The organism is Bradyrhizobium sp. SZCCHNR1017, assembly GCF_032381375.1.
Lineage (GTDB): Bacteria > Pseudomonadota > Alphaproteobacteria > Rhizobiales > Xanthobacteraceae > Bradyrhizobium.
In genome coordinates, this window is the sequence record NZ_JAUHIR010000006.1 from 24,432 (window position 1) to 36,907 (window position 12,476).

Below are 12,476 nucleotides of genomic sequence, written 5' to 3' on the forward strand. Positions count from 1 at the left end.
GCGCCGCCGTCGAGGCCTGCAGTCGAGCGCCGATGAGAGCCACAATTCGCGCCACAAATGGGTGTCGTTCCGGCTCAAGGCCGGGTCGACAGCGGAGGATGATGCGCCCGTCGGTGCGCCAAGCTGACCTGCCGCCAGGGTGCAGTCCCCCATGCGCCCACCGCAATGCGGCATTGGGCGCTTGCCGTCCCCATATGCTAGGACCTGTCTCCATTCCCCGCCCCTTCGGGCGCTCACAGGTCGAAATGCTCTCAGTCGAACTCGCCATCATCGTCGTCCTCATCGTCGTCAACGGGCTGTTGTCGATGTCCGAACTCGCGATCGTCTCGTCGCGGCCGGCCCGGCTGGCCATGCTGGCCGAGAAAGGCGTGTCCGGCGCGCGGCGGGCGCTGACGCTGGCGTCCGACCCGGGGCGATTCCTGTCGACGGTGCAGATCGGCATCACCCTGGTCGGCGTGCTCTCCGGCGCGTTCTCCGGCGCCACGCTCGGCCAGCGTCTGACGCAATCGCTGCTGGAGCTCGGCCTGTCGGCTTCCGTCGCCGACATCGTCGGCGTCGGCCTGGTCGTCACCATCATCACCTATGCCACGCTGATCGTCGGCGAGCTGGTGCCGAAGCAGCTCGCGCTGCGTGATCCCGAGGCGATTGCCGTCCGCGTCGCGCCGGCCATGCAGGTACTCGCCAAGGTCTCGCTGCCGCTGGTCGTGCTGCTCGACCTTTCCGGCAAGCTGATCCTGACGCTGCTCGGCCGTTCCGGCGAGGCCGAGGAGAAAGTCTCGGAGGCCGAGATCCATCATCTGGTGCGCGAGGCCGAGACTGCCGGCGTGCTCGAGCCGGGCGAGAAGGAGATGATCGCGGGCGTGATGCGGCTCGGCGACCGCCCGGTCGGCGCCATCATGACGCCGCGCCCCGAGGTCGACGTCGTCGACCTCAACGACGATCCCAAGACCATTCGCGAGCTGCTCGCCAAGAGCCCGCATTCGCGCCTGCCGGTGTCGGACGGCGAGCGCGACCGTCCGATCGGCGTGCTCCAGGCCAAGGACCTGCTGGCGGCCTATCTGCGCGACGAGACGCCGGACCTGCGCAGCCTGGTGCGCGAGGTGCCGATCATTCCCTCCACCGTCGATGCGCGCGACGTGATCGCGATCCTGAAAGTCGCCCCCGTGCACATGGGGCTGGTCCACGACGAATACGGCGCGTTCGAAGGCGTCGTGACCGCGGCGGATATCCTGGAGTCGATCGTCGGCGCGTTCTCCTCGGAGGAAGGTCCGCCGGAGCCCGCCTGCGTCCGCCGCGACGACGGCTCGCTGCTGGTCTCCGGCTGGATGCCGCTCGACGAGTTCGCCGACGTCCTCGCCATCGAGGTGCCGCCACATCGCGGCTATCACACCGTCGCCGGCCTGGTGCTGCAGCACTTCGGCAGCGTGCCCGAGGTCGGCCAGAGCTTCGAGCTGCAAGGGTGGCGCTTCGAGATCATCGACCTCGACGGCCGGCGCATCGACAAGATCCTGGCGACCAGGCTCGCGCCGGAGGGCGGCGAGCCGAATGTGGGGTAGTTGAACCCGTGCTGTCGCCGCAACGACAGTGCGCCCCGCCCCCGCCGGCGGCGGAGGGCCGGGGTGGGGCGCACACGAGCCGTCCCGCCGGAGCATTCTCCCACCCGCACCGCATCTGCCATGCGATGCGACCTCCCTCGCACGCGGCGGAGGCGCAGATCGAGCGAGCGGCGCGCGATCAGGCATACCCCGGACAGCCGATGTCGCGGGAACGTGAAGACGCGGCCTGCGTATCCTTTGATAGGCCGGGCCAAGAGGCCGGATACCCGGCCGCCACTTGAAATCAAATCATCACACAGCGCACCTAGGGTGCGGATTCGGCCGGCCGCCCTGCCGGCGCGAGCCAGCCCCAGCGCCACGACGAGGACACGTCCGCAGCCATGACCGAGGGCTGCGGACGACGAGACGAGACACGCGGATGATGCTTCAGGACCTCCGGACCACCGTTCTGCGCGACGCCGTGCGCCCCAATGTCTGGGACGTCGTTGCGCTGATCATCGTGGTCGGGACGATGGTCCTGATCGTCTATGGCGGCGAGCAGACCACGCTGCCGCTGTCGGCCCTGGACACAGCGCCGGTCTCGCTCGATCCGTCCAACCTGCCGCTCTACGCGCTGCGCACCACCTTGCGCATGCTGCTCGCAATCGTGTGCTCGCTCGTCTTCACGTTCGTCTATGCGGCGCTCGCGGCCAAGAGCCGGCGCGCCGAGATCGTGCTGATCCCGCTGCTCGACATCCTGCAATCGGTGCCGATCCTCGGCTTCCTGACCTTCACCGTCGTGTTCTTCATGAACCTGTTCCCGGGCAAGGTGCTCGGCGCCGAGCTCGCCTGCGTGTTCGCGATCTTCACCAGCCAGGCCTGGAACATGACCTTCAGCATGTACCAGTCGATGCGCAACGTGCCGAAGGATCTGGAGGAGGCGACGCGCAGCTTCCACCTCTCCGGCTGGCAGCGCTTCTGGCGGCTCGACGTCCCCTTCGCGATGCCCGGCCTGATCTGGAATGCGATGATGTCGATGTCCGGCGGCTGGTTCTTCGTCGTCGCGTCGGAGGCGATCACGGTCGGCAACACCACCGTCACCCTGCCCGGCATCGGCTCCTACGTTGCACTTGCAATTCAGCAGAAGGATCTGGCGGCGATCGGCGCCGCGCTGCTGACCATGCTGCTCGTCATCACCGCCTATGACCAGTTGCTGTTCCGCCCGATCGTGGCCTGGGCAGACAAGTTCCGCTTCGAGCAGACCGCCTCCGGCAATCCGCCGACCTCCTGGATGCTCGATCTGTTCCGGCGCACGCGTGCGCTGCGCTCACTGTCGATGCCGTTCGCTGCGCTCAACCGCACCTTCTCGAACCTGCGAATCAACTGGCCGAAAGCCTGGAGCGGCTCCGTGCGCCACGCGCCGCCGTCGCAGATGGTCGACGCTCTCTGGCTTGCCGTGGTCATCCTCGGCTGCGCCTATGCCGGCTGGAAGACCACCCTCTATCTCTCGGCGACCTTGTCACCGGCCGATGTCCTCGGCGCGATCGGCTACGGCCTGATCACACTCATTCGCGTCGCCGTGCTGATCGCGCTGACCTCGCTGATATGGGTGCCCGTCGGCGTCTGGATCGGGCTGCGGCCGAAGCTCGCCGAGCGCATCCAGCCGCTGGCGCAATTCCTCGCCGCCTTCCCGGCCAACCTCGCCTTCCCGGTGTTCGTCGTGCTGATCGTGCGCTTTCGCCTCGACGCCAATGTCTGGCTGAGCCCGCTGATGATCCTGGGCACGCAATGGTACATCCTATTCAACGTCATCGCCGGCGCCAGCGCCTTCCCGACCGACCTGCGCGAGGCGGCCGCGAGCCTGCACCTGACCGGCTGGCGCTGGTGGTTCAAGGTCGTGCTGCCCGGAATTTTCCCCTATTACATCACCGGCGCCATCACCGCCTCGGGCGGCTCATGGAACGCGGCGATCGTCGCCGAGGTCGCGAGCTGGGGTGACACGCATCTGACGGCGTCTGGCCTCGGCGCCTACATCGCGGCGGCGACGGAGCGCGGCGACTTTCCGCGCGTGGTACTCGGCATTGCCGTGATGTGCATCCTCGTCACTCTGTTCAACCGGCTGCTGTGGCGGCCGCTGTATGCCTTCGGCGAGCGCCGGCTGCGGCTCGGCTGACCGGGAGAGATCATCATGCGCGACCAGGTCAAGGACACATCGCTGATCGAGATCAAGAGCGTCAGCCGGCTCTTCCCGAAGGGCAGCGGCGAGGATCTCGTCGTGCTGGAGAAGGTCGACCTCACGATCCGAGCCGGCGAGATCGTCGGCCTGCTCGGGCGCTCCGGCTCGGGCAAGTCGACCCTGCTGCGGATCATCGCCGGCCTGGTGTCGCCATCCTCAGGCGAAGCACGATGCCGCGGCGAGATCATCGCCGGCCCCCCTGTTGGCGTCGCCATGGTGTTCCAGTCGTTCGCGCTGTTTCCCTGGCTCACCGTGCTGCAGAACGTCGAGCTCGGCCTGGAGGCGCTCGGTGTCGACAGTGCCGAGCGGCGCAAACGCGCGCTGGCCGCGATCGACCTGATAGGTCTCGACGGTTTCGAATCCGCTTTTCCAAAGGAGCTCTCCGGCGGCATGCGCCAGCGCGTCGGCTTTGCCCGCGCGCTCGTCGTGCATCCTGATCTCCTGCTGATGGATGAACCGTTCTCGGCGTTGGACGTGCTGACCGCCGAGACGCTGCGCACCGACCTCGTCGATCTCTGGACCGACGGCCGGCTGCCGATCAAGTCGGTGCTGATGGTGACGCACAACATCGAGGAAGCGGTGCTGATGTGCGACCGCGTCCTGGTGTTCTCGTCCAATCCCGGCCGCGTCGCCGCCGAGTTCAGGATCGACCTGCCGCATCCGCGCAACCGGCTCGATCCCGCGTTCCGCCAGCTCGTCGACAGTCTCTACGCCCGCATGACGCAGCGGCCCGAGCCGAAGCTGCCGAGCACCGCCAGCGCCGGCGTCGGCATGGTGCTCAACCACGTGTCGTCGAACTCGATCTCCGGCCTGATCGAGACGCTCGCCGGCGAACCCTATAATGGGCATGCCGACCTGCCGGTGCTGGCGGGCCATCTGCAGCTCGAGGTCGACGAGATCTTTCCGCTGGCCGAGGCGCTGCAGCTCTTGCGCTTCGCCCAGCTCAGCGAAGGCGACCTGACCTTGACCGAGGCCGGACGGCGGTTCGCCCATCAGGAGACCGACGAGCGCAAGAAGCTGTTCGCGAAGCATTTGATGGAGAACGTGCCGCTGATGGGGCTGATCCGCCGCGTGCTCGACGACCGCCCCTCGCACGCCGCCCCCGCCGCCCGCTTCCGCATCGAGCTCGAGGACTACATGTCCGAGCACTACGCCGACGAGACCTTGCACACCATCGTGTCATGGGGCCGCTATGCCGAGCTGTTCGCCTATGACGAGCAGTCCGAGACCTTCAGCCTGGAGAACCCGCATTGAGGCCAACGGCGTCACGGCGCGATGGTCAGTGTCGCCTTCATGTTGGGATGAAAGCGGCAGTAGTAGTCGACCGTGCCCGCCTTCTTGAGGACCGAGCTCACCGTCTTGCTCGGCGGCAAAGTAACATCGAAGGCGCCATCCCGCGCCGTGGCCGTATGAGCCAGCGCATCCTTGTTGACCCATTCGACGGTATCGCCGACCTTGGCCGAAGCCGCGGCCGGCGAGAATTCGAGCTTGTCCACCAAGATCCGGATCGTGGCAGCGCGCGCCGGAACGCTCATGGCGGCGAGCACAACCACACTCACGAGAGTGATGCGTCCCGACAGCATCGGATCGTCCTACTTCAGATCCGCCGCGACATGCTCGGCGTGCTGCTCGTGGCCCTGGAAGAGCTTCAGGCCGGTCTGCAGCAACTCCTTCAGCTCGGCGTTGGTTGCGGACGGAATGAGCTGCGTCTCCAGCGCGCCGTTCACCGTCTTGTGGTAGGCGACCTCGTTGGCGATATAGGCCTTGTCGAATGCCGCGCCCTTGAGCTTGCTGAGCTCGTCGAGCTTCTCGCTCGCCTGCTTCGACAGCGCGCGGCTGGTGTCGTTGTCTTCCGGCGTCACTTTCAGCTTCTTGACCAGGGCGAGGGCCTGCTTGTTGACCGCCTCGTGGTCCCGCACCATGCCTTGCGCGAACTCCTTGATCTCCTTGCTGCCGGACTTGTCCAAGGCCTGCTTCGCCGCCTTGATGTCGATTTCGCCGGCGGTGTAGGCGATATGCGCGATCTGCGGATCGCTGAGCTTGGCGCCCTGCGACAGGGCGACGCTGCTCGTGAGGCAGAGCGCGAGGGCGATTGTACCGATATGCTTGAACATGGTTCTCATCTCCTGTGCCGCCGGACCTCGTGGCCGGCGGGTGAATGGCTGCACAGGGATTGGATGAAAAGCGGGAGCCGACGTTCCCGAGAATCTTCAGGTCGGACGTCGAAGACGATCGAGCACGGCCTCGGTCAGCCGCTCGCAACGCGGGCCGGCGAAGGGAAACGCGTCCAGAAGGACGGGACCGATCTCTTTTTCGACGTTCTCGCGCAACATGCCGCGGGCGCGATGCAGGCGCGTCTTCACGGTCTCGGGCTTCAATCCGAGCAAGTCCGCCGTCTCGTCGATGCTCATCTCCTCGATCACGCGGGCGATGAACACCAGGCGAAACGGCTCGGACAGTTCATCGATCGCCCGCTCGACGACGGCCTGGATCTGGCGCTGTGCCACCGACTTCTCCGGATCGCTCGACGTGGCGGGAAATTGGATCACCTCGGCCCGAGGCTTGTTCTCTCGCTCCGCTTCCAGTTGCAGCGCCGGTCGCCGCCCGCGCAGCCGCCCCATCGCTTCGTTCATCGCGATGCGAACCAGCCACGTCGACAGGCTGGACTGGCCGCGAAACGCGTCCAGGTGGGTGAGTGCGCGGACATAGGTTTCCTGCACGACGTCCTCCGCCTCGCTGTCGTTGCGCAGGATGCCGCGGGCGATCCGGAACAGGCGGCGGTTGTTGGCCTGCAGGATGGCCCGAATGGCCGCCTCGTCGCGGGCCTTCGCCCGTCGGATCAGGTCATCCTCGCCGCTCGTCGCCGCGGAGACTGTGGTCGCTGTGGTCCAAGGCATTGTCGATCATCCAAGCTGAGTACACGTGGCTTAGATGGAATTGGAGCCGGAAGGTTCCCAAGAACGATCTCGCAAGGCGTTTCACTGCACCGCCGCAAACGTATCGGCTCGCGCCATCGCCCAGGCGTCGCGGAAGCGGACGTCCTGGGTGCCCTCGAGCAGTTCGCCCGGCCGCAGCGATGGATACAGCTTGGCAAAGGAGGAGACATCGGTGGTCGACGTCCGCTGTGAGAAGTGGATGGGCCGCAGATCCTGCGGATGCTCGAGGCCGGCTGCGGCGAGCAGTTCGGCCAGCGCATGCAGGGTCGCGTGATGATAGTTGTAGACGCGATCGATCTTGTGCGGAACGACCAGCGCGCGGGCGCGCGTCGGATCCTGCGTCGCGACGCCCGTCGGACAGCGGTCGGTGTGGCAGCTCAGCGACTGGATGCAGCCGAGCGCGAACATGAAGCCGCGCGCCGAGTTGCACCAGTCGGCGCCGATCGACATCGCGCGCGCCATGTCGAAGGCGGTGGCGATCTTGCCGGAGGCGCCGATCTTGATACGATCGCGGACGTTCAGCCCGACCAGCGCATTGTGCACGAAATTGACGCCCTCGCGCATCGGCATGCCGAGGTGGTCCATGAACTCCAGCGGCGCCGCGCCGGTGCCGCCCTCATTGCCGTCGACCACGATGAAGTCGGGATAGATGCCGGTCTCCAGCATCGCCTTGCAGATCGCAAGGAACTCCCAGGGATGGCCAATGCACAGCTTGAAGCCGGCCGGCTTGCCGCCCGACAGCCGCCGCATCTCGCCGATGAACTGCATCATCCCGATTGGCGTCGAGAACGCGCGGTGCGCCGCCGGCGAGATGCAGTCCTCGCCCATCGCGACGCCGCGGATCTTGGAGATCTCCTCGGACACCTTCGCCGCCGGCAGCACGCCGCCGTGGCCGGGCTTGGCGCCCTGGCTGATCTTGAGCTCAACCATCTTGATCTGCTCGGCGGCTGCGACCCGCGCGAACGCGTCGGGGTCGAACGTGCCGTCATGGCGGCGGCAGCCGAAATAGCCGGATCCGATCTCCCATATGATGTCGCCGCCCATCTCGGCATGGTACGGGCTGAAGCCGCCCTCGCCGGTGTCGTGCGCGAAGCCGCCGCGCTTGGCGCCACCATTGAGTGCGCGCACCGCATTCGGGCTCAGGGCGCCAAAGCTCATCGCCGAGATGTTGAACACCGAGGCGGAATAGGGTCTTGCGCAGTCGGGGCCGCCGATGGTGATGCGGTATTTTTCTTCCGCACGCGGCTTGGGCGACATCGAATGGTGCATCCATTCATAGCCCTCGCGGTAGACGTCTTCCTGGGTGCCGAACGGGCGCTTGTCGAGCACCATCTTGGCGCGCTGATAGACCACCGCACGGGTGTCGCGCGAGAACGGCATGCCGTCCTTCTCGCTCTCGAAGAAATACTGCCGCATCTCAGGCCGCATCTCCTCGAGCAGGAAACGCAGGTGTGCCGCGATCGGGTAGTTGCGCAGCACCGCATGGCTCTTCTGCATGAGGTCGCGCACGCCGAGCAGGGTGAGCGCGCCGAAGATCAACAGCGGGATCAGGACGAGATCGAAGATCTTGCGATCGTAGATGCCGAGGATCAGCAGCAAAGCGGTCGCCGTGGCGCAGATCGTCAGGACGATGAAGCGCGGCGAAAACGGGAGCAGCAGCGTATCCATGGAAGGCCTCGGGGCGGCGCGTGGGAGGTCTGGTGTCACCATACTACGCGTATCGCGAAGCAATCGTTACACAAGCGCGCGCAATCGGCCATCGATCATATCACAACGTCGATAGCCGCCTTCTATCGACTGCCGCGCTGCGGGATCGAGCCGCAGCGCCGGGCCGGCCTCCGGGACTCCCGGCGCCGCTACGCGTTGCTCGACGACGGCAGCCGCTTACCCCTGCGCAAACAGCCCCGAATGCGTCTCGCGCAACTGCCGCTTCAGCAGCTTGCCACTGGGGTTCTTGGGCAGCGCATCGACGAACACGATCCGCTTCGGCGTCTTGAACGAGGCCAGCGTGGCCGAAGCCTGCTCAAGCACGGCCTCCTCGGTCAGCTCACAGCCGGACTTGACCACGACCATCGCCACAACGGCCTCGACCCAGCGCGGATGCGGCAGGCCGACGACGGCGACCTCCGACACTTCCGGGATCAGATAGAGCGCCTCCTCGACCTCGCGGCTGGCGACGTTCTCACCGCCGGTCTTGATCATGTCCTTCTTGCGATCGACGATGGTGATGTAGCCCTCGTCGTCGATGGTCGCGAGATCGCCGGAGTGAAACCAGTCGCCCTGGAAGGCGGCGGCGGTACGCTCGTCGTCATGGAAGTAGCCGAGCATCAGATGTGGCGAGCGGTGCACGACCTCGCCGACCTCGCCTGGTGCGACATCATTCATGTCGTCATCGACGACCCGGGTCTCGACGTTGAGCACGGCGCGACCGCAAGAGCCCGGCTTGCGCACTTGATCCTCGGGTCCGAGCATTGTCGCCAGCGGAGCGATCTCCGTCTGGCCGTAGAGATTCCACAGCCGCACCTTGGGCAGCCGCTGCGCCAGCTCGCGCAGCACCTCGACCGGCATGATCGAGGCGCCGTAATAGCCCTTGCGCAAAGTGGATACGTCGGTGGTCTCGAACAGCGGCGAGCGCAGGATCGAGATCCAGACGGTGGGCGGCGCGAAGAACGATGTGATCCGATATTTCGCGATCAGCGGCAGCAGATTGTCGGGCGTCGGAAACGCCGTGACGATGTTGGTCGCGCCGACATAGATCGAAGGGCCGAAGAACACGTCGAGCTGCGCGCAATGATACAGCGGCAGCGCGTGCAGGGTGACGTCATCGGCGGCGATGCCAGCATCGACGATACAGCTCACATACTGCCAAATGACGGCGTCATGGGTGAGCATGGCGCCCTTCGGCAGCGACTCCGTACCAGAGGTGTAGACGATCTGCGCGACGTCGCTTCCGGCGATCTCGACGGCAGGCACCGTCGCCGTCGACGCCGCGAGCTCCGCAAAGTCGATCATGTCGCTTTGCCGCTCGCTCGGACCTTCCGACGGCAGCCAGATCATCTGCTCGACCGCCGGCACCAGCGTCTTGGCGGCGCGGGCCACGCCGGCAAAGCCGCTGTCGGTCGCCAGCAGCCGCGCGCCGGCATGCTTGAGGATGTAGGCAACCTCCTCGGGCTTGAGCATGAAGTTGATCGGCACCAGCACGGCGCCGAGCCGCGCCAGCGCGAAGCGCAAGGCCGCGAAGGCATGCGAATTGCGGGCGAGGATGGCCACGCGCTCGCCCTTGCCGACACCGCGGGTGGCGAGGCCGGCCGCGAGGCGGTCGACGATGGCGTTGAACTCGGCGTAGGTCCAGCTGACCTCGCCGCAGATCACGGCCGTCTTTCCCGGCGTGCGCGCCGCGCTCCGCCGCAGGAGGTCACCGAGCGTCTGTCTGCGAACGATGGAATCCATGGCCGTACCCCTTATTGTATCGGGGATGGCCGCCGCTCGGGCAATCCAAGTCCCCTCCCTGTGTCGCGCCGGACGTCTGCAGGTCCGGTCTTGCTGCCGAAAATCGCACAGCCGCTTCGAAACGCGCAAGGAGGATATTGCCGACGAAAAGAGCGCCCCGATTGCGTCGAGGCGCTCTTTCAGAAAAGTCGAGACGAAGGGTCGACGGCTCAGCGCTCGACGAAGGCCTTCTCGATCACGAAATGGCCCGGCTCGTTGCCGCTGCCTTCGAGGAAGCCGCGCGACTCGAACATGGTCTTGAGCTCCTCCAGCATCGCCGGGCTGCCGCACATCATGATACGGTCCTTGGCGATATCGAGCTCATGCTGGCCGATATCGTTGAACAGCTGCTGCGACGAGATCAGGTCGGTGATGCGGCCACGGTTGCGGAACGGCTCGCGTGTGACGGTCGGATAATACTGCAGCTTGCCGTCGAGCAGTTCTCCGAACAACTCGTCCTCGCGCAGCTTCGCGACGACGCTCTCGCCATAGGCGAGCTCGGCGACCTGGCGGCAGCCATGGACCAGCACGATGCTCTCGAACCGCTCGTAGACGTCGGGGTCCTTGATCAGGCTGGCGAACGGGGCAAGACCAGTGCCGGTCGACAGCAGCAGCAGCCGGCTGCCGGGCAGCAGGTTGTCGGGGATCAGCGTGCCGGTCGCCTTGCGGCCGACCAGGATGGTGTCGCCTTCCTTGATCTTCTGCAGCCGGGAGGTCAGCGGACCGTCCTGCACCTTGATGCTGAAGAACTCGAGTTCCTCCTCGTGATTGGCGCTGGCCATGCTGTAGGCGCGCAGCAGCGGGCGGCCCTCGACCTCGAGGCCGATCATCGCGAACTGACCATTCTGGAAGCGGAAGCCCGCATCGCGGGTGGCTCGGAAGGAGAACAGGGTGTCCGTCCAGTGGTGAACGGAAAGAACTTTCTCTTTATAGAACGCGCTCATGTCGTTTGTTTTTTCACGTGGGCTGAAGTTGGAAGAAACAAGTCGTGACGGAGGCAGGACCGCAAAACCCCTATAGATCCAGCGATTTCGGCGCCTGATGTACGTGAAAACAGCGAATAATCAACCCGCATGGACGCACCATTGATCACGATCAAATGCATGCCGGCTGATGCCCGGATTCGCCTCGATCGGCTGTTCGTTCGTACACAAACGATATGGGTAATTTACTTGCCGATATTCCGATTTTCCAGCACTTTAATTCCGCATCCCTGGCCCAATCCTTGAGCAATGATTAACCATCCGCAGGCCCAGCTCGCCGCCATCACCCGCTACTGCGCCGAACGAGGCATCGCGCTCGACGTGCGGGAGGACGGCTGGCTGCTGGTGCTCGAGGATGCCACCCGGCGTCACCTGATCTTCGGCTATGATCTCGGCCTGAACAGTGCGGTGGCGCACAGACTGGCCTGCGACAAGGCGGCGACCTCGGCGCTGCTGAGAGCCGACGGGATTGCCGCGGTTCCACACGCATTCTTTCTGGCGCCGGCCCTTGGCGGCCAGCCCGCGCGGACGGCCGAGGCCGCGCTGGCGCTGCTCGAAACGCATCCGCGCGGGCTGGTGGTCAAGCCCAACGAGGGTACCTCGGGACGGTCGGTGGTCCGCGTCGCGGGAAAGGATGACCTGCTGCGCGCAGTGAACAGCATCTTCGAGACCGGCGCGAATGTCGCGATCGCGCCGCTCATGGACATCGTCGACGAAGTCCGTGTCGTGCAGCTCGATGACGCGTCCCTGATCGTCTACCGCAAGCAGCGCCCCATCGTGACCGGCGACGGCCTGCAGCCGCTGCTCGCCCTCGCGCTGGCGGCCACTCCGGCCACGGGGCACGCCCAGCTCCTGCGGCGCCTCGATGCGGAATTTGACGCGTCGGCCTTGCGCGCCGTCGTGCCGCGCGGCGCACAGCGCCTGCTGAGCTGGCGGCACAATCTCGAATTCGGAGCTCAGCCCGTGCTGCTCGAACCAGGCGCGCAGCGGGACCTCTGTGCCGCACTCGCCACCGCGGCGGCGCGCGTCATCGGCATCCGCTACGCATCGGTCGACCTCGTGCTGGCCGATGGACGCTGGCAGGTGCTCGAGATCAATTCGGGCGTGAAGATGGAGGCGCTCGGCCAGCATGCGCCGGAGCTGGTCGAAAGCACATATTTCGCCGCGCTCGACGCGATCTTCGGCAGAGGCCGGTCGGGATGACTTGCGGCCGCCGGCCCGATTTCCAGCAATAAGATTTCCCTGGCCTCGATCGAGATGAGGGATTATTCTCCGATCCAAAATAAACAGTATACTG

At 65.8% G+C, this 12,476-nt stretch carries 10 protein-coding genes; 4 read left to right on the top strand and 6 right to left on the bottom strand.

Features of this window, described 5'->3' with window-relative positions; all coding sequences use genetic code 11:
- Window positions 1–245 precede the first annotated feature (245 nt).
- The 3 genes from QW863_RS16535 to QW863_RS16545 all read left to right on the top strand — a co-directional run bounded on the left by QW863_RS16535 (window position 246) and on the right by QW863_RS16545 (window position 5,025).
- On the top strand, window positions 246–1,556 hold the full coding sequence (locus tag QW863_RS16535) for a hemolysin family protein (protein ID WP_315715295.1): 1,311 nt from the start codon (window positions 246–248) through the stop codon (window positions 1,554–1,556).
- 418 nt (window positions 1,557–1,974) lie between these two features.
- Window positions 1,975–3,708: an ABC transporter permease subunit gene (locus QW863_RS16540; protein WP_315715294.1), complete on the top strand. Its 1,734-nt coding sequence runs from the start codon at window positions 1,975–1,977 to the stop codon at window positions 3,706–3,708.
- A gap of 15 nt (window positions 3,709–3,723) precedes the next feature.
- On the top strand, window positions 3,724–5,025 hold the full coding sequence (locus QW863_RS16545; RefSeq protein WP_315715293.1) for a nitrate/sulfonate/bicarbonate ABC transporter ATP-binding protein: 1,302 nt from the start codon (window positions 3,724–3,726) through the stop codon (window positions 5,023–5,025).
- A gap of 11 nt (window positions 5,026–5,036) precedes the next feature.
- On the opposite strand, the gene QW863_RS16550 is transcribed toward QW863_RS16545, so the two are convergent.
- The 6 genes from QW863_RS16550 to QW863_RS16575 all read right to left on the bottom strand — a co-directional run bounded on the left by QW863_RS16550 (window position 5,037) and on the right by QW863_RS16575 (window position 11,140).
- Window positions 5,037–5,354, bottom strand: coding sequence for a cupredoxin domain-containing protein (locus QW863_RS16550; RefSeq protein WP_315715292.1), 318 nt, complete (start codon window positions 5,352–5,354; stop codon window positions 5,037–5,039).
- Window positions 5,355–5,363: 9 nt separating this feature from the next.
- The gene (locus QW863_RS16555; protein ID WP_315715291.1) at window positions 5,364–5,885 is read right to left on the bottom strand and encodes a DUF4142 domain-containing protein; all 522 of its coding nucleotides are present in this window, start codon (window positions 5,883–5,885) and stop codon (window positions 5,364–5,366) included.
- 96 nt (window positions 5,886–5,981) lie between these two features.
- A complete protein-coding gene (locus QW863_RS16560) occupies window positions 5,982–6,668 on the bottom strand; it encodes an RNA polymerase sigma factor (protein ID WP_315715290.1) in 687 nt (228 codons plus the stop codon).
- Between the two features lie 81 nt (window positions 6,669–6,749).
- The gene (locus QW863_RS16565; RefSeq protein ID WP_315715289.1) at window positions 6,750–8,375 is read right to left on the bottom strand and encodes an FMN-binding glutamate synthase family protein; all 1,626 of its coding nucleotides are present in this window, start codon (window positions 8,373–8,375) and stop codon (window positions 6,750–6,752) included.
- A 216-nt stretch (window positions 8,376–8,591) separates the two neighbouring features.
- Window positions 8,592–10,157 carry an acyl-CoA synthetase gene (locus QW863_RS16570; RefSeq protein ID WP_315715288.1) on the bottom strand — a complete coding sequence of 522 codons (1,566 nt, stop codon included), beginning with the start codon at window positions 10,155–10,157 and terminating at the stop codon, window positions 8,592–8,594.
- Window positions 10,158–10,366: 209 nt separating this feature from the next.
- Entirely contained in the window at window positions 10,367–11,140 is a 774-nt protein-coding gene (locus tag QW863_RS16575) for a ferredoxin--NADP reductase (protein ID WP_315715287.1), read from the bottom strand.
- 288 nt (window positions 11,141–11,428) lie between these two features.
- Between QW863_RS16575 and QW863_RS16580 the strand changes: the two genes are divergently transcribed.
- Window positions 11,429–12,382, top strand: coding sequence for a RimK-like protein (locus tag QW863_RS16580; RefSeq protein ID WP_315715286.1), 954 nt, complete (start codon window positions 11,429–11,431; stop codon window positions 12,380–12,382).
- Window positions 12,383–12,476 lie beyond the last annotated feature (94 nt).